At 39.0% G+C, this 26081-nt stretch carries 24 protein-coding genes; 9 read left to right on the forward strand and 15 right to left on the reverse strand.

Annotated features, from left to right (window positions below):
- A complete protein-coding gene (locus tag I6F53_RS00610; protein ID WP_197175818.1) occupies nt 1-186 on the forward strand; it encodes a DUF2970 domain-containing protein in 186 nt (61 codons plus the stop codon).
- On the opposite strand, the gene I6F53_RS00615 is transcribed toward I6F53_RS00610, so the two are convergent.
- The 9 genes from I6F53_RS00615 to I6F53_RS00655 all read right to left on the reverse strand — a co-directional run bounded on the left by I6F53_RS00615 (nt 143) and on the right by I6F53_RS00655 (nt 9070).
- Nucleotides 143-1000: a Dam family site-specific DNA-(adenine-N6)-methyltransferase gene (locus I6F53_RS00615; protein ID WP_165740603.1), complete on the reverse strand. Its 858-nt coding sequence runs from the start codon at nt 998-1000 to the stop codon at nt 143-145. The genes I6F53_RS00610 and I6F53_RS00615 overlap by 44 nt on opposite strands.
- Nucleotides 1001-1053: 53 nt before the next feature.
- Nucleotides 1054-2406 (reverse strand): AAA family ATPase, encoded by a 1353-nt coding sequence (locus tag I6F53_RS00620; RefSeq protein ID WP_197238187.1) that lies wholly within the window; start codon nt 2404-2406, stop codon nt 1054-1056.
- Complete coding sequence (aroB, locus tag I6F53_RS00625; protein ID WP_197238188.1) at nt 2407-3477, reverse strand: 3-dehydroquinate synthase; 1071 nt, start codon at nt 3475-3477, stop codon at nt 2407-2409.
- 27 nt (nt 3478-3504) lie between these two features.
- Nucleotides 3505-4023 (reverse strand): shikimate kinase AroK, encoded by a 519-nt coding sequence (aroK, locus tag I6F53_RS00630; protein WP_197238189.1) that lies wholly within the window; start codon nt 4021-4023, stop codon nt 3505-3507.
- A 184-nt stretch (nt 4024-4207) separates the two neighbouring features.
- A complete protein-coding gene (locus I6F53_RS00635; protein ID WP_197238190.1) occupies nt 4208-6313 on the reverse strand; it encodes a type IV pilus secretin PilQ in 2106 nt (701 codons plus the stop codon).
- A complete protein-coding gene (locus I6F53_RS00640; RefSeq protein WP_197238191.1) occupies nt 6300-6839 on the reverse strand; it encodes a pilus assembly protein PilP in 540 nt (179 codons plus the stop codon). The genes I6F53_RS00635 and I6F53_RS00640 overlap by 14 nt, the downstream gene beginning before the upstream one ends.
- On the reverse strand, nt 6836-7441 hold the full coding sequence (locus I6F53_RS00645) for a type 4a pilus biogenesis protein PilO (RefSeq protein ID WP_166419928.1): 606 nt from the start codon (nt 7439-7441) through the stop codon (nt 6836-6838). The genes I6F53_RS00640 and I6F53_RS00645 overlap by 4 nt, the downstream gene beginning before the upstream one ends.
- A complete protein-coding gene (locus tag I6F53_RS00650; protein ID WP_197238192.1) occupies nt 7431-8003 on the reverse strand; it encodes a PilN domain-containing protein in 573 nt (190 codons plus the stop codon). Before I6F53_RS00650 ends, I6F53_RS00645 begins: the two co-directional genes overlap by 11 nt.
- The gene (locus I6F53_RS00655) at nt 7991-9070 is read right to left on the reverse strand and encodes a pilus assembly protein PilM (protein WP_197181225.1); all 1080 of its coding nucleotides are present in this window, start codon (nt 9068-9070) and stop codon (nt 7991-7993) included. The genes I6F53_RS00650 and I6F53_RS00655 overlap by 13 nt, the downstream gene beginning before the upstream one ends.
- Before the next feature lie 130 nt (nt 9071-9200).
- Here I6F53_RS00655 and I6F53_RS00660 point away from each other — a divergent pair, with 130 nt between their 5' ends.
- Entirely contained in the window at nt 9201-11693 is a 2493-nt protein-coding gene (locus I6F53_RS00660) for a penicillin-binding protein 1A (RefSeq protein ID WP_197181224.1), read from the forward strand.
- 68 nt (nt 11694-11761) lie between these two features.
- Here the strand turns inward: I6F53_RS00660 and metL are convergent, their stop codons facing one another.
- Together metL and metB are read right to left on the reverse strand one after the other, a co-directional pair.
- The gene (metL, locus tag I6F53_RS00665) at nt 11762-14113 is read right to left on the reverse strand and encodes a bifunctional aspartate kinase/homoserine dehydrogenase II (protein WP_197238193.1); all 2352 of its coding nucleotides are present in this window, start codon (nt 14111-14113) and stop codon (nt 11762-11764) included.
- A gap of 216 nt (nt 14114-14329) precedes the next feature.
- Nucleotides 14330-15577, reverse strand: a complete 1248-nt coding sequence (gene metB, locus I6F53_RS00670; RefSeq protein WP_197238194.1) for a cystathionine gamma-synthase — start codon at nt 15575-15577, stop codon at nt 14330-14332.
- 289 nt (nt 15578-15866) lie between these two features.
- On the opposite strand from metB, the gene metJ reads away from it, so the two are divergent.
- Complete coding sequence (gene metJ, locus I6F53_RS00675; protein WP_007586263.1) at nt 15867-16187, forward strand: met regulon transcriptional regulator MetJ; 321 nt, start codon at nt 15867-15869, stop codon at nt 16185-16187.
- Nucleotides 16188-16434: 247 nt separating this feature from the next.
- On the opposite strand, the gene I6F53_RS00680 is transcribed toward metJ, so the two are convergent.
- Together I6F53_RS00680 and rpmE are read right to left on the reverse strand one after the other, a co-directional pair.
- On the reverse strand, nt 16435-17676 hold the full coding sequence (locus I6F53_RS00680) for a malic enzyme-like NAD(P)-binding protein (protein WP_197238195.1): 1242 nt from the start codon (nt 17674-17676) through the stop codon (nt 16435-16437).
- Nucleotides 17677-18202: 526 nt separating this feature from the next.
- A complete protein-coding gene (gene rpmE, locus I6F53_RS00685) occupies nt 18203-18418 on the reverse strand; it encodes a 50S ribosomal protein L31 (RefSeq protein ID WP_076925367.1) in 216 nt (71 codons plus the stop codon).
- A gap of 230 nt (nt 18419-18648) precedes the next feature.
- Here rpmE and priA point away from each other — a divergent pair, with 230 nt between their 5' ends.
- From priA to I6F53_RS00710, 5 genes are all read left to right on the forward strand, one after another.
- Nucleotides 18649-20835, forward strand: coding sequence for a primosomal protein N' (gene priA, locus I6F53_RS00690; RefSeq protein WP_197238196.1), 2187 nt, complete (start codon nt 18649-18651; stop codon nt 20833-20835).
- 20 nt (nt 20836-20855) lie between these two features.
- On the forward strand, nt 20856-21383 hold the full coding sequence (locus I6F53_RS00695; RefSeq protein ID WP_197238197.1) for an SPOR domain-containing protein: 528 nt from the start codon (nt 20856-20858) through the stop codon (nt 21381-21383).
- A gap of 79 nt (nt 21384-21462) precedes the next feature.
- On the forward strand, nt 21463-21981 hold the full coding sequence (gene hslV, locus I6F53_RS00700; RefSeq protein WP_002958366.1) for an ATP-dependent protease subunit HslV: 519 nt from the start codon (nt 21463-21465) through the stop codon (nt 21979-21981).
- Between the two features lie 11 nt (nt 21982-21992).
- Nucleotides 21993-23321, forward strand: coding sequence for an HslU--HslV peptidase ATPase subunit (gene hslU / locus I6F53_RS00705; protein WP_197238198.1), 1329 nt, complete (start codon nt 21993-21995; stop codon nt 23319-23321).
- Nucleotides 23322-23378: 57 nt separating this feature from the next.
- Entirely contained in the window at nt 23379-23753 is a 375-nt protein-coding gene (locus I6F53_RS00710) for a gamma-butyrobetaine hydroxylase-like domain-containing protein (RefSeq protein ID WP_197181217.1), read from the forward strand.
- A gap of 60 nt (nt 23754-23813) precedes the next feature.
- On the opposite strand, the gene I6F53_RS00715 is transcribed toward I6F53_RS00710, so the two are convergent.
- Nucleotides 23814-24845, reverse strand: coding sequence for an MJ1255/VC2487 family glycosyltransferase (locus I6F53_RS00715; protein WP_197238199.1), 1032 nt, complete (start codon nt 24843-24845; stop codon nt 23814-23816).
- Nucleotides 24842-25381, reverse strand: coding sequence for a phosphatase PAP2 family protein (locus I6F53_RS00720; protein ID WP_197181215.1), 540 nt, complete (start codon nt 25379-25381; stop codon nt 24842-24844). Before I6F53_RS00720 ends, I6F53_RS00715 begins: the two co-directional genes overlap by 4 nt.
- 201 nt (nt 25382-25582) lie before the next feature.
- Here I6F53_RS00720 and rraA point away from each other — a divergent pair, with 201 nt between their 5' ends.
- A complete protein-coding gene (gene rraA / locus I6F53_RS00725; RefSeq protein ID WP_008169908.1) occupies nt 25583-26080 on the forward strand; it encodes a ribonuclease E activity regulator RraA in 498 nt (165 codons plus the stop codon).
- The last annotated feature ends 1 nt before the right edge of the window (nt 26081 follow it).

Below are 26081 nucleotides of genomic sequence, written 5' to 3' on the forward strand. Positions count from 1 at the left end.
ATGCTGCAATTTTTTAGTGCGTTGCAAAGTGTACTAGCAGCATTTTTTGGTGTTCAGTCTGAAAATAAACGCCAAGCTGATTTTAAACAACACTCTCCTACGTCTATTATTTTAATTGCGATTACACTATTTATTGCGTTTGTTATCGCAATTTATGCAGTGGTTGCTTGGGTGCTAAATACATAGCCATTAACTCGTCTACTTTATTACGAGAGCCCCCTTTAGGGCTAATAGTGCGCTTTACTTGTATTTGATCAAGTGATGCTTGGCTATAAATTTTTCGGGTCCATACGGTATCGTGATTAGAGATAAGCACTGGCGTATTGTTTTCAAACGCCGCCTTCTCAGCCAGATTAGCCAGATTAGCCTGATCATCTAAATTAAACCCGCCCTTAGCGTAAGAGGTAAACGAAGCCGTTTTACTTAATGGTACATAAGGTGGGTCGCAATAAATAACAGCATTGTTAGGTACTAACTTAAAAACGTCATCGTAGTCTAAACAGGTGAAGGTTGCTTTTTGTGCTTTTTCAGCAAAAAAATACATTTCTTTTTCAGGAAAGTAAGGCTTTTTATATTTACCAAAAGGCACATTAAAAATACCTTTTAAATTATACCTACAGAGTCCGTTGTAACCATGGCGGTTCATGTATAAAAACAATATTGAACGTTCATATACATCACGACTTTGATTAAACTGCACACGATATTCGTAATAAGCATCTGCGTGATTATTCAAATCTACAAATAACTTTTTAGCGTCACTAATCAGCTCATCTGGAGAGCTTTTAAGCTCTTTGTATAAGTTAATTAAGTCTGCATTTATATCGTTAAGAATATAGTGTTTAAAGTCACTATTTAAAAACACAGAACCTGCACCAACAAAAGGTTCAACCAACGTATCTGCATGCTTGCTAGCTTGGTTTAATCGCGCATTAATGTTCTCAACTAGGCTGTATTTTCCGCCGGCCCATTTAAGGAAGGCTCTACTCTTTTGCTGCATTGGCTCTTTACTTCAATCTGGTGTTGCGCGATTTTACACTAAAGCAGTGTGTTTTACTGATCAACGAGTGCTATTTCTTGCTTTATTTTACTAATTTTTTTATAGAAAGGTTTATTTTTTCTAACCCCAGCAGGTAAAGTATCCATTGCTGACTTTGCTTCTTTTATACTTTCAAAACTGCCAAATGTGACAACCCACCACATTTTATTATTTCGTTTGGTTCGATACGTATGAGTTTGCTGCTGTAGATTAAATTGAGCAATAAAATTATCACTCACTTCCTGCTGAGTTACAGCTAATAATTGAATAACACTATTTGTATCTGGCTGCTGCATATACCATATATTATCCTGGTTGGCCTGAGTTTGCTTTACAGTATCTACTTTCTTTATTTTAAGAACTTTAGATTTAACGTCACTTACTATACTGCTTTTGTTTTTAGCACTGTCATCAACATCATTGTCTAATACATTAACAGTGTTGGCAGGCTCAGTAAGGCTTAGCATTATAGCGGGCACATCATTGGTATGTACACGTTCTGACTTAATAGGTGACTCAACTACCTTTGATTCATTTAAGCTAACTATTGAGTCATTTTTCTTTATAACCGGCGCACTTACTTGCTCTATTGGTATTGCTGTATTAATTACCTGGGTCTCTTCTTGCTGGTAGTACTGTTGCCACCACTGCGTCATATCCGACTTATAAAGCAGACCAATAATTAAAAGCATAATCAGCAACATCAAAATCAATAAGTGTAATCGCCAAGACACTTTGTCTTTAACAATAATATCGGCTATGTGCTCACTAGGTTGCCAAGCAAGCAATAAGCTTGGATTACCATGAGCCTCAGCTAAAAAAGTACTAAATACAGGGTCTTCATCATAGGGTAAGTCTGTAAAGTACCACTGCAATAACATCTTGCTTTCTCGAAGCGTTAGCGGCTCCAGATAAATTTCAACAGCGTTATTTAAAGCCAGTTTGGACTGTGAAGCTATTATAATATATAGCGTATTTGGGCTGTTTTTAGAAAGTAACTCAAGCTCAATTAACATCTCATCAGATAATTGCCTACCGCCATCAAGTACCCATAAACATGGCCCGCATGGTTGCTGCTGCAGTAATTGGTAATAGTTTTCAGGTAAACTTAAGTTATGATCAATCAGGGGAGAGTTAAAGCTTTGCTCTAATAACTCACTCATTAGCTGAGCATCAGTCATTTGCGCACTTACTTGCACGAAGGCTTTATTAAAGTCGTTGTATTTATCTGTAATGAAGGTTTCGAGCATGTAACTTTTACCTAGCCCAGAAGTGCCAAGTAAAACAATTAAATTTTGCCCGTACTCAAATTGCAGTGCGATTCTATCCACCAAAGCCGCACGGCTTGGTAAAATTTGTGACTGCATTTACTGCTCGATTAAGTCTCTAACTTGATCATCAGATACATTATCAACTAATGCACACTGGCCAAATTGGGTAGGTAGAATAAAGCGGATAGTGCCTTTTTTATTCTTTTTGTCTTTACGCATATGCGTTAAAAACTGCTCGCTAGTCATTTGCTTTGGAATTTCTGTTGGTAAATTATATAGCTCAAGCAGCTTAATAATTCGCTCAACTTCATCTGCGCTTAAATCTTGGCGTGTGCACGCAAGTTTAGCTGCTAATACCATTCCCGTTGCAACAGCTTCACCATGTAACCAAACGCCATAACCCATCTGCGCCTCAATTGCATGGGCAAATGTATGACCTAAGTTTAACAAAGCTCGCAGGCCATGTTCTTTTTCATCTTGAGCAACTATAAGCGCTTTTATTTCACAACATCTAAAAATAATATGCTGTAAACATGCTTCATCGAGTTGTTGTAAATTAGCTACATTTTGCTCTAAATAAGCAAATAGTTCGGTATCGTAAATCAGACCATACTTAATTACCTCAGCCATACCTGCTGCAAACTCTCGTTCAGGTAGAGTGTGTAATGTCTGCGTATCAATAAAAACAGCTTGAGGCTGATAAAATGCCCCTATCATATTTTTACCCAAAGGATGATTTACTGCCGTTTTACCACCTACCGATGAATCAACCTGTGAAAGCACTGTCGTTGGTATTTGAATAAACGGTACGCCACGCTGATAACAAGCCGCAACAAAACCAGTTAGATCACCTACAACACCGCCACCTAATGCAATTAAGCATGTATCTCGGCCACAGTTATTTTGTAGTAAAAATGCTGATATTTTTTCAAACCATTCAAGTGATTTATATTGCTCACCGTCAGGAATAATAAAATATAGCGGATTTAGATCAGCTAATGAATCAAGTAACCTTTGTAAATATAAAGGCGCTATTGTGTCATTAGTAATGATGATAGGCCGACAATCACCAATGTGGTGAACCAGGCGGCCATTATCTTGAAGTGCAGATTCCCCAATATAAATAGGATAACTTCGCTCGTCCAAATTAACAGTTAATTTAAGCATGCTTGGTTATTCCCTTATTATTGGTTTTTAAAAATCTAATTTCTCGATGATTTGGTTAGCAACAACTTTAGCGCTTTGCTCATCGGTACGTACAACAAAATCAGCAACTTCTTTGTATAGTGGCTCGCGTTCTTCTGCTAAGCGCTCTAACGTGTTACGAGGTGCCTCTTCAGTTTGCAGTAATGGGCGACGCTTGTCGCGTTGCGTGCGTGCAACTTGCTTTTCTATAGGTGTCTCTAGGTATACAACGATACCTCGAGCCGAAAGCTTGTTTCGAACTTCTTTGCTCATTACTGAACCACCACCGGTAGCAAGTACAATACCTTGCATCTCGGTTAAATCGCCAATAACAGACTCTTCTCGAAGTCTAAAGCCTTCTTCACCTTCAAGATCGAATACCCATGCAATATCTGCACCTGTTCGGCGTTCGATTTCTTGATCAGAATCAACAAATTCAAGGTGTAATTGGTCAGCGATGTGACGACCAATCGTGCTTTTGCCAGCCCCCATGGGGCCAACTAGAAATATATTACGTTTCTCAGCCATATCTTTTAGTACAAACAAACTCTAAAATTTGAAATAAAACCCCGCCTAACGACCTGGCCCCAAAATTAAGGAGGGGATTATCTCAGTAATTGCAGGGGTATTTCAAGTCAATTAGGATAAAAAGCCATATAACGAGCAATTAATCTAAATAATCACCCATTGGTTAACATAAAACCACTGTATTTTAATCAATTTGTATTTTTGGTGTCACGAAAATAAGCAATTCACGCTTTTCATTAAACTCACTTGTGCTTTTAAATAGTCTTCCTACATAAGGAATATCACCTAAAATTGGTACTTTACTTGTAGTATTAATGATTTGCTGCTGGAAAATACCACCGAGTACGACGGTTTGGCCATTTTCAACTAACACTTGTGTTTGGATCTCTTGAGTATCAATAGACACAGCTTCACCTGTACCCGTTTGTACGGTATCACCACGTGTATCTTGAGTAATCACTAAGTCTAGTATTACTTTATTATCCGGGGTTATATGAGGCGTTACTTCTAAACTCAGTACCGCTTTTTTAAAGCTTACGGTAGTAGCACCACTTGAAGCTGACTCAGTGTAAGGAATTTCAGTACCTTGCTCTATTCGCGCTTTTTGCTGGTTTGCTGCAATAATGCGCGGGCTTGCAATGATCTCACCTTTGTTCTCTTTTTCAAGCGCACTTAGCTCTAAATCAATTAACGTACCATTAGCCAGTTTTGCTATGTGTAAGCCAATACTTGCTGCAGGGTTTGATGTAGGTAAATTTACATTTAATCGATCTGAAATACTTGGCGCATTTGAAGTTGATGTCGCGTTATAAATGCCTTCTGCGCCTTCAAGTGAGCCTGAAATACCAACACTACTACCTTGGTCACTAAAGCCCCAGCGTACGCCTAAGTCCTCAGTAACATTATCACGCACAGTTACCATACGAGATTCTATTACAACCTGCTGTACTGGAATATCGAGTGTTTCAATCATGCGGCGGATATTTTCTATACTCTTTACCGTATCTTTTACTAATAAGGTATTTGTACGCTGATCAACCGATACACTACCACGGGCTGTTATAATGCTGTTTCTATCTGTTTTTAATAAATCAGCAAAATCTTCGGCCTTAGCATAGTTTAATCGAATGTATTCACTGTACAGAGGCTCTAAGTCTTCAACTTGCTGTTTAGCTTTTAAATCTTTAGCTTCACGTGCAGCTAGTTCTTCTGCAGGTGCTACCATTAAAATAGAGCCATCCATGCGCTTATCTAGCCCTTTAATACGCAGTACTACATCAAGCGCTTGATCCCACGGTACGCCATCTAAGCGTAGTGTTATATTGCCCGTGACTGAATCACTAGTTACTAAGTTAAAGTCGTTGTAGCCCGCAATAATTTGTAGTGCTGCGCGTACAGAAATATCTTGAAAATTTAAGGTCATAGGTCGACCTTGATACTCCACACCACCATCTAAATAGGCATTTTGCGTTTCATCTTTTTCTACTGTCAGCGTTAAAATATTATCTATTTGCTGGTACGTAAACGTGAACTGAGCGTTTGGCTCAATAACGACACGACTTAATCCATCTTCTTTAAATGTCTCGATATTACTTACAACAGTACCAAAATCTAATACATCTAATTCATAAAGTAGGTCATCTAAAATATCGGTATGGTGAAAGTCTGCATAAATTTTCCCGCCACTTTCGTGCACTTCAATTGCAGCTTGAGTATCTTGTAAGAATACGAGTACTTTAGCTTCGCCCTTTTCACCACGTCTAAAATCAATTGACTGAATACGATTAATATAATTTCCGCTTACATCACCTGAATCCATCACTACATCTTCGTTTTCAGATTCTGTAAGTGGGTTGTCCGATACGCGTATTGATACTAAATTATTATGAACTTCGGTTTCATAAATTTTTAATCTATCTAGGTTTACTGTTACTTTTAAACCACTATCAGTTAAAACATTGGTTACATTGCTAATCCCAGCTTGATTAACTGCAACATCATTTAAACCAACTTCTAATTCAGCGGTATCAAAAAACATTTCGATTCTGGCTGGGCTATTAAACACCTGAACTTTTGGCTCAAGCGTTAACTCTTCATCAAAAACAAGCTGTAATTCAGTCTCGCCTTTAAGTAATGGGTTATAACGAACATCGTATAGTAATGGCCCTGCAACGGCTGTATTTACAGTGACTAAAGCAACAGCAACCAATAATACTCGTGAAATACGATGAAGCCAAAGTACGTCCTTATACATGCTATTTTTACCTTTTTTATTATTAATTTGCGCCATCTGTTGCCGCCTCTAACATTTCTAATTTAGTCAGGCGCTCTTTCCAACAGCCAGACCCATCAGGGATTAATTCCACTAACTCTATATAGTCGTTACTTACTGTTTTTACTTTTCCATCATAACTACCAAGGTAATTCCCTACCGTTACGCGGTGTAAAGTGTCATCTGCTGCTGTTATTAATGCCCATATTTGTCCACTAGAACCAATTGTGCCTTTCATTGCTAAGTTATCTAGCGGGTATTTTTCTAACGGTTCGCGGCGACGCTCTTGATCTGGGTGCAAACAGTTTTTTACTTGCGTTAATTTATTTTGAATTATTTCAGGCTGAGGCGCTACAAACGGACTGCGTAGCTGGCCTGCACTGTATTCAAATATTTCAAACTTTGTCAGTTCAGGGATTGACTCAACCCTTGGCGTTGTACTTGCTTTTACCTGATCAATGAATTCTTTTTGCTCAGAAGTGTCATCATTACAACCAGCTAAAACAAAGGCTATCGCTAAAGGTACTACGCGAAGGAGTTTCATTTTTTAACCCCTTCTTCATAACGATATGTTTTTGCAACAACACTGAATGTTAACTGTTTATCGCCCGATGATAAAATAGAAAAGTCATGCAAGCTCACAATTCGTGGTAACTGGGCCACTTTACCTACAAACTCACCAAACTCATGATAGGTGCCTATCACTTCAATTTTAATCGGCAGCTCGGTATAAAATTCTTTTTCAACCTCTGGCAACCAACCTATTTTTAAAAAAGTCAGGCCACTCGTTGTCCCAACATACGACAAATCATCGAGTAAGCCAGGAGTTTCGTTCGAAGTAGGTAGACGTTTTAATAGCTGTGAAAATTTACCTTCCATGTCAATCATTTGCTGACGATAAACATCGATCCGACTCGCTACTGCATATTTAGTACGATAAGTAGTACGTAATTCAACTTCTTTAGCAACCGCACTATGGTAGCTATCAATTTCATCAGAAACTAATAGGCTGTAACTAAAAAACAATACAAGCCCAGCAACAAACGCACAACAAATTGCTTTAACAGCAATAGGCCAATCGCCAATGTTATCAAGCTCTATTTCATTCCAATCAATTTCACTCAGTGCTTTAAAATCAAGGTTCATCGCTAACCTCACCAATTTTATCAAATGGTTTTACATAAAATTCCATATTAAAATCACTTAGTAAACGCGACGATTGATCGCCTGCAACAATGCCCTGCATTGAAGGATTCTCTAGTAAATATGAACTTTGTACTTCGCGCAGCATTGTCGATAAACGGTTATTAGACTCACTACGTCCTAACACATGTATTTGGCTGCCTCTGCGCTCTAGTTTTGTTAAATAAACGCCACCGGGCACTATTTTGGCAACTTCATCCATTATTTGCGTACCCAGGTTACGACTACTTTGTAATTCTTCAATAAGCCTCATACGCTGCTGTAAGTTTTCTTTTCTTTTATCTAAGCTTCTTATTTCACTTATTTTTTTATCTAACATGCTAATTTCTAAGCTTAAATAGTTATTCTTTAAGTTTTGCCCATCTTTTAAAGCACCATAAAAAGAGCTCAATAAATACATACTCGCAAAACAAATTATAACGACACCAACAAGTATAGTTACAAATTTCTTTTTCGATTCTTCGCGTTGTAATTCGCGCCAAGGCAGTAGATTTATATATGGCATGTTGAAAAACTCCTTAATGCCAACCCAGTCGCAATTGCAAACTGTGTTTTGTGACGCTGCATCACATTACGATCTACTTTAGGTGAAATTTCCATATTCTCAAAAGGCTCAGCTACGACAGAGTGAATACCGAGCTCTTCGATGAGCAATCGGTCAATACCTTTTATCATCGATGTCCCACCCGTTAATACAATATAGTCAATTTGTTCTTTACCACTGGTTGTTAAAAACATTTGTACTGCACGTCGCACCTGTTGAAGTAACGAGGTTTGAAAAGGGGCCAATACTTCAAAAGTATAGTTTGGTGGTAAATCACCTGATGTTTTACCAATTTCGGCTTCATCAAAGCCTTTATTATAATAAGCCACAATACTATTTGTATATTGATCGCCGCCAAAAACCTGATCACGTGTATAAATTGTCTCACCTGCTTGTACTACGCTTACAAGCATTAAAACTGCACCAATATCAACCACCGCTACACATTTATTAAATGCGTCGCTAGGTAGCTGTTGGTAGTAAACATCCATTGCACGACTTAATGCATAGCTTTCTACATCAACTATTTTAGCTTCTAAGTTTGCCGCTTCTAAAGCGCCAACACGCGCTTCTACACTTTCAGTACGAGCAGCAGAAAGCAAAACATTCATTTTACTAGGATCTGCCTCATTCGTCGAAAGCCTCTCAAAATCAAGGCTTACCTCATCAAGTGGGTATGGGATTAAACTATCGGCTTCAATTTCAATTTGTGATTCAAGTTCAGCATCAGTTAACGATACATCCATGAAGATCACTTTAGTAATGACTGTTTGGCCTGAAACAGCTACTGCTGCAGATTTTAATGATTTTGGTAATTTTTTTCTTAATTTTGAAATTACGTTACCAATCGCTTCGATATCTTGAATTGTGCGCTCACTCATTGCGCCTTTTGGCATTGGCTCAATTGCAAGTGCTTCTAGTCGAAATCCTGTTTCAATTTCACGTAAAAGCACAGCCTTAATAGAGTGCGATCCAATATCAATTCCTACCATCATCGGGGACGGTTTTTGAAATAGTTGACTTAGCATGTTTCAACTTGGCCTTTGTTTTAATAATAAACAAGTTATAATTTTTATATGAAAAAATATTATTCATTTTTTAATCAATATATACTAGCAGTCAAAACTCGCAATTGGGAGTCCATTTAGGGAAATATAAGTGATTTTATTAAAACGAACTTTACAATTTTTTATCATTTGTGTGTTAATTGGTCTGATCACTTTGGTCAGCCTTTATTACTACGTTAAACCTGATATCCCCAGTGTGCAAGTTTTAAAAGACGTGCAATTACAAACTCCTATGCAAGTTTTCACTAAAGATGGGCTTTTAATCAATCAATTTGGTGAAAAACGCCGTATTCCTGTGACTATTGATGAAATTCCTCAAACGTTAATTAATGCGTTCTTAGCGACGGAAGATAATCGTTTTTACGACCACATAGGCATAGACCCTATAGGTATTGTACGCTCAGCCCTTGTTCTTATATCTACCGGCGAGAAAAAACAAGGCGCAAGTACTATTACCATGCAGCTTGCTCGTAATTTCTTTTTGACACGCGAAAAAGCCTATATTCGTAAAGTTAAAGAAATATTTATAGCACTGCATATCGAAGATGTATTAACAAAAGACGAAATTTTAGAGCTTTATCTTAATAAAATAGAATTAGGTAATCGTGCTTTTGGTATTGGTGCGGCAGCGCAAGTATATTACGGCAAAGAATTAAAAGATTTAACACTTGCCCAAATGGCGATGATTGCAGGTTTGCCTAAGGCACCTTCGGCTTTAAATCCAATTCGTAACCCGACTCGTGCAAAAGCACGTCGAAATGTTGTTTTAGGCCGCTTACTAACCGAAGATTACATAACACAAGAACAATATAACGAAGCAACAAGCCAACCTATAACCGCTTATTTTCATGGTGCAGAAATAAACTTATACGCACCGTATATTTCTGAAATGGTACGCGCCGAAATGGTTTCGCGTTATGGAATTGATAAAGCATATAACTCAGGTTTTAAAATATTCACCTCAGTAGAGTCAAAGGTTCAAAAAGCAGCGCAAAACGCACTTGTAAATAACTTACATAATTATGATATGCGCCACGGTTTTAGAGGGCCTACTGATGTTTTATGGAATCCTGAAACACAACCGGCTTTAACCAAAGAGCAAATACTCAATAAATTACAGAGCGCAAATGAGTTAGGCACTTTAAAAGCAGCTGCTGTGCTTAGCGTTAATGATAAAACAGCAACGGTACTGCTTAAAAACGGTGAGCAAACAACGCTGACTTGGGATAGCTTAAAATGGGCGCGTAAATATATTACTCGCTACCGCCAAAGCTTTGCTCCAAAAGCTGCGACTGATATTTTAACGCCAGGAATGCAAATATGGGTGCGTAAAAATGATGATGACAGCTACTTACTAAGCCAAATACCAGAAGCATCAAGTGCCATTGTTTCACTCGATCCACAGGACGGTAGAATTAGAGCTATTGTAGGGGGTTACAGCTTTGAGCAAAGCCAATACAACCGCGCGGTACAAGCTAAGCGTCAAGTTGGTTCTAATATAAAACCGTTTATATACTCAGCAGCACTTGAAAAAGGTTATACGCTTGCGTCTATATTAAACGACGCACCTATAAACCAATGGGATAAAAGCCAAGGCGTAGCATGGCGCCCTAAAAACAGCCCTGCTGTATACAATGGACCTATTCGAATTCGCCGTGCTTTAGCACAGTCTAAAAATGTTATTTCGGTGCGTTTGCTACGCGGTGTAGGATTACAACGTACAGCCGATCACTTACTGAAATTTGGCTTTAAAAACGCTGACATTAATCGCAGTGAATCACTAGCGCTTGGTAGTGCTTCTATCACCCCTCTTGAACTTGCCAGGGGTATGAGTACATTTGCCAATGGTGGTCACTTAATTGAACCTTACTTTATTTCAGAGATTCAAGATGCCTACGGCAATGTATTATTTGAAGCAAACCCTGCTCTTGCCTGTGACGAAGAGTCTTTACCAACATACAATGAACTCTCAATACACAATAGTAACGTTGAAGTGGATCAACCAAAAAAGTGTGCACCGAGAATTATATCTAAGCAGAATGCATTTTTAATAGCTGATGCAATGCACAGTGGTATTTGGGGCGGCGGAAGCTGGGCTCATAAAACAGGTTGGAGTGGTACAGGTTGGCGCGCGCAAGCCTTGGAACGTCGCGACCTTTCGGGGAAAACAGGCACAACAAACGATTCTGTAGATACTTGGTTTAGTGGTTTTAACAGTAAAGTGATGACTTCTGTATGGGTTGGGTTTGATAACCCTGGCAACTCTCTTGGTCGCTCAACTTACAATAACAACCTTGATAGTAGCCAAATATCAGGCGCTGAATCGGGTGCTAAAACAGCACAACCTGCATGGATTGAGTTTATGAAAGCCGCACTTGAGGGAACACCTGAAGCGCCAATTGAACCGCCTGAAGGGCTTGTTTCAATCCGCATTGATTTAGCTACTGGCCTGTTGAGTCATAAAAACGACTACACAAGTCGCTTTGAATATTTTGAAAAAGGCACCGCCCCTACAAAGTATGTGCTATCTCAGCCTAACGATATATTTGAAGAAGACACAAAAACTGAAGAAGAACTATTTTAATAATATGTATGTAATACAAAAACGGCCGCTTATTTAAGCGGCCGTTTTATTTCGTGTAAATATAAAATCTATTTTAAGTTTTGAACAAGCCAATATAAATCTGAATGAATACCTGCTGCGGTTACTTCCCTGCCTGCCCCAGGTCCTTGAATCACTAATGCGTTGTCGTTGTACCACTTACTATTAATTACAAAAATATTATCGCCCGGTGTTAAATTCACTAACGCATTACCATTTGGCACATACGCGATTCCCACTTTAGCAATTACTTTATCGTTTGTAATTTCTAATAACCCAGTGTACCTAAGTACTGAATTTTTAACTTTTGCTGCGGCTGCATGCTCTTCAATGAACGCATCTAGCTGTGCTTTTTTATTTAAAAAGTCATCCCAATTTCCCAGCGTAAGTTCATCTGGCATCAATGCCGACAAGCTAATATCATCAAGTTCAAGTTCAAGCTCTACACCTAGCTCTCGAGCTAAAATAAGTAGCTTACGCTGCATATCTCGCCCAGATAAATCTTCGCGAGGGTCTGGCTCTGTGAATCCCATTTTCTGTGCTTCTAGTACCAACTCAGAAAATGCGGTAGAACCATCATATTTACTACATAACCACGAAAGCGTACCTGAAAATACGCCTTCTATACGTGTTATTTTATCGCCACTATTTTGCAAATCTGCCAAGGCAAAGTTAATAGGCAAACCAGCGCCGACACTTGTATTATATCGCCAATGTAAGTTGCGCTCTGCCAAATTATTTCTAAGAGTTTGATACCAGAGCGTAGGCGCTGTACCCGCATATTTATTTGCACTAATTAAATGACAATCGCTTTGGACAAAACCAGTATAAAGCTGGCTAAATTGCTCGCTAGCAGTAATATCAATGACTACTTTACGCTCGTAATCAAGCTCGCTAATTGCATTTAATAAATCACTACTTTGGTATTTTTTTGCCTCAAGCTGCCATTGTTTTTTCCATGTTTGAGGATTAACTCCACTTGGATTAAACAACATCTCTTGAGAGCGTACTAATGCAACTAATTTAATGCTAAAGTCATCTGATAAACGCTCAAATTGCGCCGATAACTGCTTAATAAAAGCATCACCTACGTTACCAAGCCCCGCAACTATAATTGCTATTTCTTGGCCTTTATTAATTAGCTTATCATGTAAAGCACTTTGTATATCGCTATCTATAAATTGATCGGTAAGTAATAAAGCATATTCAGTATCTTGATGGACAAAACGAGGTTTTATACTGTGAAGTTTTAATAAATCTAATGCTTGTAAGCTTAATATATTAACGTCTTGCTCAGGCGCTACAATTGCACAGCCGTTTAAATTTGACTCACTAATATTTGCCCTACCCGCAAAATAATTAATAACCAGATAAGTTTGTGCTGCCGGTACAACTAAATACACTTCACCATTGTGATTAAAGTGATGAAGGCTATGCTGAATAAGCTGACTAACACTTGCAACTTCTCCCTCACTTAATCCTTCAACCATTAATAGGTCAACATTTTGTAGTGTCGTTATAAATCGTTTTTTCTTAGCCAGGCCTTCTTTAACAATATGAGTTGGACTTGCTTGAACGTCAAAACTACTGCGTACAGCTAGCTTTATATTAGTGTTTTTTAAAGGCGATAGCGTTTTAGCATGTAAAACAGGATTACCTAAACGAGCCAGTAAATTAGCTTGTCCACGGCAAATTTTGCCGTATTTAATCGCTTTTTGCACTTTACGTGGATCAGTACTAAACACTCCTTGCGTATCAGTCCAAATACATACTTGCTTAGCATTACAATAATTTGCAAGCAGTGTTGCACTGTAATCACTACCATTGCGTCCAAGCGTTACTGTCTCGCCTTTAATATCAGCGGCAATAAACCCAGTAACAACATTTATTTTATTAGGTAAAATTAACTGCCCACATTGCTGCACATTTTCTGCGTGCATTAATTCGCCATCACTTAAGGTAAAAAGAGTGCGAGCATCTTGAGCACATGCCTCAATATTTAGCTGCTGCAAATAAGTGGCTAGTAAACGAGCTGACCACAGTTCGCCATGTGCAAGTAACGCAGCCTCTTTTAGCTGCTCAGCCTGAGTAAGTTCTGCAATATAGCTAAGCTCGATACTTAGTGTTTTAAGTGCAATTCGCTTTAAATCGGCTTCTAATAGCTGCTCTATTAAATCACTTTGATGGTTATTTAACTGCAATAAAATATCGGCGACTGCTTGAGTATCTTCTTTTTGATAACTTTGCCAAAGTAATACTAGCGTATCGGTTGTCTTACCCGCAGCCGATACCACCACACAATCACCTGGTTGAGTATGCGTAATTATTATTTTTGCTACACTTTGATAGCGATCGCTCGAGCTTAAACTCGAGCCACCAAATTTATGTATACAATTGACCATATTTATACCAATTCGCTTAATTAAGTAGTCTATTTTGAGGTAAGAAAACCGTGCCGATAACAAGGCAAAAATTTCGTTATTTAGTTGTTATCACTAATTGCTCCTGCATTGCTCTACCTCCTGCATCCATGCAGTCGTATATCAGAAATTTTTAACGACGTTAGCGTCCGGTTTAATCCCTCAAATTGATTAGGTATTATTGTGGATTGGTATTACTTACCAAAGCGCCGGACGGGCTGCACTTAATTTAACGTTACCACCAGAAGTGCCTGCACCTTTGCCAACACGGCCAACATTTTTATTTTGCCCTGGTTTTACAAGTTCAAACACGCGCTCAAAATCAGCGACTAAATCGTGTATATCTTCAATACCTACCGAAATACGAATAAGCGTATCGCCAACACCCGCCTCTAAACGTGCTGTTGCATCCATGCCTGCGTGCGTCATGGTTGCAGGATGACAAATTAAGCTCTCTACGCCACCTAGTGACTCAGCTAAACTAAACGTTTTAAGGCTAGTTAAAAATGCCGCAGCGTCGTTTATATCGCCTTTAATATCAAAACTAACCATGCCACCAAAACCAAGTTGTTGTGCTTTAGCCAGCTGATGTTGAGGATGTGACTTAAGACCAGGGTAATAAACTTGGCTTACAAATTCAGAGTTTTCTAAGTACTCAGCTATTGCCAGTGCATTTTCTTGATGCTGCCTTAGGCGCACATTTAAAGTACGTAAACCACGCAGCGTTAAATAGCTATCAAAAGGCGCACCCGTAATACCAATGTTATTAGCCCACCAAGCAAGCTCATCGCCTAGCTCTTGTGTTGCGGCAATAACAGCGCCGCCCACAACATCTGAGTGTCCGTTAATGTATTTAGTAGTTGAATGCACCACAATATCAACACCAAACTTAATAGGATTTTGTAAGGCCGGTGACAAAAACGTGTTATCTGCAGCCACCAATGCACCGCATTTTTTTGCAACATCGGTAACCGCTTTAATGTCAGTTAAACGAAGTACTGGGTTACTTGGGGTTTCTATCCAAATAAGCTTAGGTTTAATTGCTAAAATTTGTTGCAGGCTTTCTGCTTTTGTTAAATCGAGTATTTCGAGCTTTAGTAAGCCGCGTTTTTGCAGCGATGTAAATAAACGATAACTACCACCATAACAATCATGTGGAATTACTAGCGTATCGTCACTGTTAAGTAGCTGAGTAGCTAAATGTACGGCAGCCATGCCTGTAGCAGTAATTATGCCGCGAGCACCACCTTCAAGCTTAGCAAGCGTTTCAGCTAAAATATCCCGATTAGGATTGCCGCTACGACCATAGTCATACTCGCGTTTAGTATCAAAGTCGGCAAACGAATACGTAGTCGATAAATAGATTGGCGGTACTACCGCTCCATGATGTTTATCAGCATCAACGCCGTTACGCACAGCAATGGTTGCTTTATTTTCTTCGCTCATATTCGTCACCTGATTAATTTGGATGTTTAGACGTCTAAAAGAGTAAGTTATCCATTTTGATAAGTCAAAGTATTTTAAAGCTCTAGATGGCTAAAAATAAAGATAGCCATAACTAACGCCACAATTAAGTTTGTTAAAGTGCGCCTATATTTACATTCACAATAGGCTTATTAAGGTAGATCTGTATCTATTATTTGACTATCTTTTTTAAATCGATAGAATTTCACGCATATTTACACGCTTTTTATGCCGTGTGAGAAATTAATAATCTGAGGCAACGATACATCTTATGGCTAAATGGAATGGTGAGTATATTCACCCATACGCAGAACACGGGAAAAAATCAGAGCAAGTTAAAAAGATCACCGTTTCGATCCCGCTAAATGTATTAAAGGTATTAACTGACGAACGTACACGTCGTCAAATCAACAACCTTCGCCATGCTACAAATAGTGAATTGCTATGCGAAGCGTTTTTGCATGCTTTTACTGGCCAACCTTTACCAAATGACGACGACCTACGTAAAGATAACGCAGAAAAAGTACCTGAAGAAGTTAAAAAAATAATGCAAGAAATGGGTCTAGAAGTACCTGTTTTAAACGAAGAATAATACCAATTCCATTAAGTATGTGATCTAAATTTTACGCCGAAAAAATAATTCAGTTCTAGGCGTAAATTGATGTAAATGGTTATTCCCTTTGCGAAATTTACAACAAAGAAATGGGTTGTTTTAGCAAGTAAAATAGATCAGCTATTTATTGGAATTGGTATAAATATTACAAAGACATAAAAAAACCTCAGTTAATACTGAGGTTTTTTTATGTCTAAATTTTATTGCATAGCTCTACTGTGTAGATTTATTGCATATAATTTTCTGGTAAATCAATTTGTGCTACACCCGACTCAACAGCAGCAAGTGCAACAGCTCTTGCTATACGCGGTAGTAAACGTGGATCCATTGGTTTTGGAATAATATACTGCGCACCAAATTCTAGTTTATCAACACCAGCGGCTTTTAAAACCTCTGCTGGTACAGGTTCTTTGGCAATACTACGAATAGCCTCTACTGCAGCAATTTTCATTTCATCGTTAATAGCGCTTGCACGTACATCAAGTGCACCACGGAAAATAAACGGGAAGCATAAAACATTATTAACTTGGTTAGGGTAATCAGAGCGCCCTGTTGCCATAATTAAATCGTTGCGTGCGCCGTGCGCAAGTGCAGGATCAATCTCAGGATCTGGATTTGAACACGCAAACACAACCGGTTTTGCTGCCATTAGCTTTAAATCTTCAGCCGCTAATAAGTTAGGGCCAGAAACGCCTACAAATACATCCGCATCTGCAATTACATCTTGCAGCGTACGTTTATCCGTATTGTTAGCAAAAAGCTGTTTATATTCGTTTAAGTCATCGCGACGAGTATGAATAACACCTTTACGGTCAAGCATGTAAATGTGCTCACGCAGTGCACCACACTTAATTAACAGCTCCATACACGCAACTGCTGCAGCGCCAGCCCCTAAACATACAATAATTGCATCTTCAATTGATTTACCTTGTACTTCTAGCGCGTTGAGCATACCAGCAGCCGTTACAATTGCAGTACCGTGTTGATCATCATGAAAAACCGGAATACTACAACGTTCAATCAATGCCTTTTCAATTTCGAAACACTCTGGGGCTTTAATATCTTCAAGGTTGATACCGCCGAATGTGTCGGCAATGTTGGCAACCGTATTAATAAAGTCTTCTGTTGTTTTGTGCTTAACTTCAATATCGATAGAATCAAGTCCTGCAAAACGTTTAAACAATAACGCTTTACCTTCCATCACTGGTTTAGACGCTAAAGGACCTAAATTACCAAGTCCTAAAATTGCAGTACCGTTAGTGATAACCGCAACCATATTACCTTTACCGGTATATTTATATGCATTTGCAGGATCTGCAGCAATTTCACGTACAGGTTCGGCAACACCTGGGCTATACGCAAGTGCGAGATCATGAACCGTTTCAGCGGGCTTTGTTAGCTCAATGCTAATTTTACCAGGTACGGGATGTGAGTGATAATGTAGTGCTTGTTCACGAAAGTCAGACATAACGCGATGGTATCCTGCAATTTAAGTTAAAGTGAGAGGTGGAGTCTTGGGATACGATACCCTTATTATTTTTAAATTCCAAGCAATATCAGGTCTATCCTGTTATATGCTATATCCTTTGATTTTAAGAGGTTTTTCAGTAACTTTGCAGGATTATATCAACATTTCATAAATAGAAATTCACCTAAAAAGTAAGTGTTGAGGTGCTTTTATACTTATTAAAATATTAATAAAATGTATGTATAAAGTATCAGCATAAACTTAAAATAACAGCCTACTACTCTACTTTAAAAACAGATAAGCCCACGTTAGCTACTTTTATCAACCTAGTTAAAAATTATACTATTTAAAATATAGAGAATATCTATCGATTTGTCTGTAAAGGTTTATGCATACTCAGAATAAGAATAGGAAATAGTTATGCAAAAGGGGGTATAGCTAAAATCAACGAAATAAAATAATAAATAACAAATTTTAGGCACAAAAAAAGCACCCTAAAGTGCTTTTTTTAACTAAACAGCAATAATTATTTCTTGCTGGCAAGTGCACCGAAGCGTTTGTTGAAACGATCAACACGTCCGCCAGTGTCTAAAACTTTTTGCTTACCAGTGTAAAACGGGTGACACGCAGAACATACGTCTAAGTGAATGTCTTTACAAAGAGTTGAGCTAGTTTCGAATTGGTTTCCGCATGAACATGTTGCAGAAATTACTTCGTACTTAGGGTGAATACCTTCTTTCATAGGAACCTCTAGTTAAGGCCGCATCGCTCTCCAAACCCGGAGTTTGGCACCATACGTCGTTAAAACAAATTTGTTGGTGGCGGATTTTATCCAACAACCTCCCCCTACACAAGTATTTATTTATGTTTTTGCCAAAAAAGTGAACAATCTCGCTCTCAAGTACTATTGCTAGTAGGTTTTTAGCGTTATTTTTAGTACATTACAGCATTAATTTTACGGGTTGAGTTGTTATGAGTTTTGTTGAAGTTGCTATTAAAGTTCCGCTTCCACGCACCTTTGATTATAAAATAGAAGAACAGCTCAGTGGCTTATCAAGCCCTTTACTACCTGGCATGCGGGTTTTGGTACCTTTTGGTAATCAAAAAAAAGTAGCCGTAATTCTCAGTATCAAAAATAGTACTGATGTCCCAGAAAATAAAATAAAAAGTATTATAGAAGTCATCGACGATACCCCTATTTTAAGTTCCCAACATTTAGACTTACTTAGCTTTACTGCTCGCTACTACTGCTACCCCTTAGGCGAAACGATTCATATAGCGCTACCCGCTGTACTTCGCCAAGGTGAATCACCAGATAAAACCAGCATTAATATGGTTGCTCTGACAGAAAAAGGTGCAAAAGTACCGTCATTAAAAGCTAAAACACAGCTCAACCTATTAAAGCAGTTATCGCAATCAGGTAAGTCATCATTAACTGAGTTAAAAGCATTGGGCTTTAGTAAAAAAACAATAGATAGCCTAATAGATAAAGAACTCATAACACAAACTATTGAACACGATAACCAATGGCAAAGTGTTGCGCCAACGGTTGGTAGTAAACCAGTGCTTAATAAAGAACAAGCGGTTGCCTGTACAGCTATCAATCAAAGTACTGGCTTTAGCAGCTTTTTATTAGAAGGCGTAACGGGCAGCGGTAAAACCGAAGTGTATTTACAGTGCCTAGAAGAAGTACTCAAACGTGGCGAGCAAGCCCTCGTACTCGTGCCCGAAATCGGCCTAACACCACAAACAGTGAATCGTTTTCGTCGCCGCTTTCCTGATACACCCATTATGCTTTGGCACTCAGCACTTACCGACAACGAACGTTTACAAACATGGCGTTTTTGCGAAAAAGGCAGTTGCGCGATAGTTATTGGCACGCGTTCGAGTATTTTTCTACCATTTTTAAAACTCGGTATGATTGTTGTTGATGAAGAACACGACTCGTCATTTAAACAACAAGATACTCTTCGTTACCATGCTCGTGATTTAGCCGCTTACAGAGCTTTTCAGCATAAAATCCCGCTTATATTAGGCAGCGCCACACCCGCGCTTGAAACACTTCACAAAGCAATTAATAACAAATACCAGCTATTAAGTTTAACCGAGCGTGCGCAAACAGCGACTGACAATCAGTTTAAGTTACTCGATATGAAAGGTCAGCCCGACCAAGCAGGTATTGCACATGCAAGCCTTGCTACTATGCGTCAGCACTTAAATCGCGGTAAACAGGTTATGGTATTTTTAAATCGCCGAGGTTTCTCACCCACCCTTATTTGCCATGAGTGCGGTTGGTTGAGCGAGTGTAAACGATGCAGTACCAGCGCTACATTTCATAAAGCGATTGGGCAAATGATCTGTCATCACTGTGGCGACCAGTACCCTGTCCCTCACCAATGCCCTGACTGTGGGAGTACGCAAATATTTCCTAACGGTAAAGGCACGGAGCAAATTGAAGAGTTTTTATCAACCGAATTCCCTGATACACCCGTTACTCGCATAGACCGCGATTCAACCCGTCGTAAAGGTAGCCTTGAAAAAGCACTTGATGAAATAAACCTAGGTGGCGCACGTATTTTAGTGGGAACACAAATGCTTGCCAAAGGCCATCATTTTGCAGATGTAAGCCTTGTTATAATTTTGGACGTTGATAGCGGCTTATACTCGTGCGACTTTAGAGCGACAGAGCACTTAGCGCAATTAGTTACCCAAGTAGCGGGTCGTGCTGGGCGTTCAGGAGAGCCTGGCCAAGTGTTATTACAAACGCACTTTCCAGAACACCCTCTTTTACAAGACTTAGTTAATAATGGTTACCAAGATTTTGCCCGTTTTGCCCTTAGTGAGCGCGATGATGCAGACTTGCCACCTATTACAAATATGGCCATTGTCCGTGCACAAGGGCATAGTATTAAGTTAGTCGTCGATTTTTTGACGGATTTGGTTCCTGTGAATGGGGTATCTGGTATACAATTGCTTGGTCCGATCCCTGCTCCACTTGAAAGAGTCGCAGGTATGTATCGTTTTCAATTGCATATTCAAGCGCAAGATCGTCGCATATTACATCAGTACCTTGCGCAAATGGTTGATTATTTAAGTACCAGTAAACTTGCACAAAAAGTACGCTGGAGCTTAGACGTAGACCCTATAGACATGATTTAGGTTAAGGCCAAAATAACACCATGGCACAGCACGATTATATTAATAAAAAGCCTGCAGGCAGAAACAGTAAAAAAAACGTACCCGCTAAAAAACCATTTCCTATTCTTTTAGCCGTTATAGCCATCTTACTCGTAGGTGGTTTTGCCTACACATTATGGTTTATAAAAAGTAATGCCGATCCAAAACTTGTCGAAAAACAAGCTAACCCAACAGCACCCGCAAAAGTAGAAGTTGTTATTCCACGTACACCGGAATTTATTAAAGAAATCAGAAACCACGAAATTCAAGTTGAAGTAAAAGAACTTGAGCAAAAAGGTCCTTATGTTATGCAGTGCGGTTCGTTCAGAACTCATGCACAAGCTGAATCGTTAAAAGCTAAAATCGCATTTGCAGGGCTAATTTCTGAAATAAAACAGGCTGAAGGCAGCAATGGTACTTGGTATAAAGTACGTTTAGGCCCTTATAAAACCAAACGCCAGGCCGAAAGCGATAAAAACAAACTTAAACGTGTAAAAATAGTCGGCTGCGGAATTTGGGGCTGGACTTGAAAATAAACCATTCACCCATATAACCTCATCATAATCGTTTTTTACGAGTTGCCTCTGCAGCTCGATGATGAGGAATAACATGACTACTATCGTAAGTGTTCGCCGCGGCGACAAAGTTGTAATTGGCGGCGATGGCCAAGTTTCGCTTGGTAACACCGTAATGAAGGGCAACGCCCGTAAAGTTAGACGTCTTTATAATGGCAAAGTAATCGCTGGTTTTGCCGGCGGTACTGCTGATGCCTTCACTCTTTTCGAACGTTTTGAAAGCAAATTAGAAATGCACCAAGGTAACCTAACTAAAGCCGCAGTAGAAATGGCTAAAGATTGGCGAAGTGACCGTGCACTTCGAAAACTCGAAGCGTTACTCGCTGTTGCAGACGAAACCGCTTCTTTAATTATTACCGGTAATGGTGATGTAGTTCAGCCAGAAAACGACCTAATTGCAATTGGCAGTGGTGGCAACTTTGCGCAATCAGCTGCAACCGCCCTTTTAGAAAATACAGATTTAAGCGCTCGTGAAATAGTAGAGAAAAGCTTAACTATTGCAGGCAACATCTGCGTATTTACTAATAACTTCCAAACAATCGAAGAATTATAATAGGAACCGTTATGTCTGATATGACTCCAAGAGAAATTGTTCACGAACTAGATCAGCATATTATTGGTCAAGCTAAGGCTAAAAAAGCAGTCGCTATTGCGCTTCGTAATCGCTGGCGCCGCATGCAATTAAATGAAGATTTGCGTAGCGAAGTAACACCAAAAAATATTTTAATGATTGGTCCAACCGGTGTAGGTAAAACAGAAATTGCCCGCCGTTTAGCAAAACTTGCTAACGCACCATTCATTAAAGTAGAAGCGACTAAGTTCACTGAAGTTGGTTATGTTGGTAAAGAAGTAGATACGATCATACGTGATCTCGTTGATGTTTCAATTAAAATGACACGTGAGCAACAAACTAAAAAGTTTAAACATCGCGCCGAGGAAGCAGCAGAAGAGCGTATTTTAGATGCACTTTTACCACCTGTTAAAGATCAATATGGCGAAAGCCAACGCGACGATACTTCATCTACTCGCCAAACATTCCGTAAAAAATTACGTGAAGGTCAATTAGACGATAAAGAAATCGAAATAGACTTAGCACAGGCTCAACCAAACGTAGAAATTATGGCCCCTCCTGGTATGGAAGATATGACCAACCAGTTACAAAGCATGTTTCAAAACATGGGCGGCGATAAACGTACTAAACGTAAGTTAAAAATTAAAGAAGCCTTCAGACTATTAACGGAAGAAGAAGCCGCTAAATTAGTAAACCCTGAAGAGCTAAAAGAACAGGCTATTTTTGCAGTAGAACAAAACGGTATTGTGTTTATTGATGAAATAGACAAAATTTGTAAACGCGGTGACAGCTCAGGTCCAGATGTGAGCCGCGAAGGCGTTCAACGCGATTTACTACCGCTAATTGAAGGCTCAACGGTAAATACTAAACATGGCATGGTTAAAACTGACCACATGTTGTTTATTGCCTCAGGTGCGTTCCAAATGTCTAAGCCATCAGACATGATACCTGAGCTGCAAGGTCGTTTACCGATTCGAGTAGAACTTGAGCCACTAACTGCAGATGACTTTAAACGCATCCTTACAGAGCCGCATGCATCGCTTACTGAGCAACAACGAGAGCTACTTAAAACTGAGCAAGTAACTATTGAGTTTAGTGATGATGCTATTGAGCGTATTGCTAAAGCTGCGTGGCAAGTTAACGAGAAGACCGAAAACATTGGTGCCCGCCGCTTGCACACAGTGATGGAAAGATTGATGGAAGAAATTTCATACGACGCCTCTGAAAAAGCAGGTTCGTCACTTGTCATTGACGCCGCTTATGTTGAAAAACATCTAGGTGCACTTGTTGAAGATGAAGACTTAAGTCGCTTCATTCTTTAATTGATACCCTTTATACTAAAAGCCTCCGTACGGGGGCTTTTTTATGGGACATATTAAATGAAACACGTTACAAAAGTGCATTACCACAGCGTGAGTAAAAACTTAGACGTTTTTTTTGACGACGACAGCCAAGCCACTTTTAGCTGTGAATTTTTACGCGTTCACTCCCCTTCTGCAGAAGTACAAGGCCACGGCTCTGGCCCTATGAAACTGGTTTTAAATAAGCAGTCAGTTAGTATTAAAAACATAGTACCCGTTGGGCACTATGCACTGCGTTTAGATTTTGATGATGCGCATAACAGCGGATTATTTAGTTGGCAGTATTTTACAAAACTCCAAGAGCAGCAAAATAGATTGTGGGATGAGTATTTAGCGCGCGTGGCTGAGCACGAACAAAACAAAAATAGTGTACCAATAAAGTTTATTCCTTAACCTTATTGGTAATTTTCAGCGAGCCTACTAAGCTGAAAAATCATTAATAATGCCAGGTCTTTAATTTTTCACGCTTTTCCATAAGCCTTTGTGTAACGACTCTGTATTATTCCATTGTTTTTTAACCAACCAATTAATTAATGGTGCAGGATCGCTTGGGTAATTTATTTGCTTATTTTGCGGAGCACTATTCCAGTCATCAAGAGCTTGCGGGTTTAAATAGTTCATAACATGCGCCATACCCATGGCAAACAAAGTTTGTGCATTTGCTGTTTGCTCAAACTGCCCATACAAGGGCTTTAATAGTAACTTTTTACCTAACTTTAGCGCTTCACTGGCAAGCTCAAACCCTGCATTACCAATAACGCCACTGGTATTTGCTAAGTCATTTAAAAAATCAGAACGTGAGGGGGTTCGCAAATGTATATGCCCAAAAGATTGATTTTTGGCATGTGGGTGATAACAATAAAACTCTTTTTCGGGAAAGTCTTTTAAATAATCAACAACGCTATCTAAGTTTTCAAAAGGTAAATACACCAATACCTTATTCATTACTGCAACAGGGTTTTCATGATTATGATGAGCAATAAAAGGCGGTATTATGTTATTTGCAAATGGTTGCCAGTGCACACCTAAGTAAGTGGATGCTGGTGCGTAATGCTTAATGAGCGATTTTCTGAATATACCACGACCAAACATAGGCACATTATCTGACAAAAATGCAGCTTGATGACTAATGCCAATAACGGGTATGTCTGCTTTTTTTGCAGCCCATGCAGTAATGGGCTCAAAATCATTAAGTACAAAGTCGTACTGTTTTACATCAAGCGATTTTATATCACTCACCAGCTTACAAACTCGTACATTTTTAAGTGTTTTTAAATTTTTAACTTGCCCACATTCAGTACTAAACGATAAACCACGAAACGCTTTATAATCTGAAAATTCGTGCATATCAAAGTAATCTTTATTTGCACGCCCTGAAAAAACATAATCAACCTCAATACCGAGTTTAGTAAAACAACTTGCCATAACACGAGCTCGCGTTATATGTCCATTACCAGTGCCTTGTACTCCGTACAGTATTTTCATGCAGGCACCACGATCGCTAACGCAAATAGGCCACAACAACTACCAATAGTTGAACCTATAATAATATCTGCAGGAAAGTGCACGCCCAATACCACACGAGAAATAGCCACACCGGCTGCCCAACTAAGTAGTAGCCATGCATATTCTGGAAAAAAATGGCTTAATATAATAGCGACTAAAAAAGCAGCTGCACTGTGACCTGATGGCAAACTAAACTTATCACTGGGAACTATATAGGCGTTTGTTACCAAACAGTCGCATGGACGAATTCGAGCAAATCTATTTTTGGCCAGTAAGTAAATAGGTCTCTCTATAACAAAACCAATTAATATCGTTGCTGGCAATAATTGATGTTGCTCATTATTACTAAGCCACCATACAGCTAAGCACACCAATACATACAATCCACCATCACCACTTTTAGATAATCCAAACGCCATTGTTTTAAACCATCTAGGTGAATTGCAATTAAACAAAGTTAAAAATAATTGCTCATCTATCTGAGTTACCTTTTTAAGCATATTATTATCCATCATCTACCCTTATTGCATAATATATGAACACCGATTTAGCTTATGTGTTGTAAATAACAATTGAGTGACGCTTTTAATACACTATTATTGCGATTGATGATCTAACGCTTGTTTTGACCAAATTTACTGCGATTAAGTCGTTGTTATTGCTTATAAGGAGGGTATACTGAGTTATAAATTAATGTACCTTTTGAGGATAAAATAATGGATTACAGCACTTCTGATTTATGCGACCACTTTGCTGACGTGGTTGACGTGCTAGAACCAATGTTCATCAACTTTGGTGGTCGACACAGCTTTGGTGGCCGCATTAAAACGGTTAAATGTTTTGAAAATAATGAACTGATCCGCGAATTACTTTCTCAAGATGGTACAGGATTGGTACTTCTTATTGATGGTGGTGGCTCAACTCGTCGCGCACTAATCGATATTGAACTGGCCGAATTAGCCCTTGAAAACAACTGGAATGGTATTGTTGTTTATGGCGCAGTACGCCATGTTGATGAGCTTGAAGAGCTTGATTTAGGCATTCAAGCAATTGCTTCTATTCCTGTTGCAGCCGACAGCGAAGGTGCTGGCGAAGATGCTATAGGTGTTAACTTTGCAGGCGTATCATTTTTTGATGACGACTTTATTTATGCCGACAGCACAGGCATTGTTTTATCTGCAGAAGAATTAGAGTTGGAAGTTGTAGAAGTATAAC

Source organism: Pseudoalteromonas sp. SWN29, from assembly GCF_015864465.1.
In the GTDB taxonomy this organism is placed as follows: domain Bacteria; phylum Pseudomonadota; class Gammaproteobacteria; order Enterobacterales; family Alteromonadaceae; genus Pseudoalteromonas.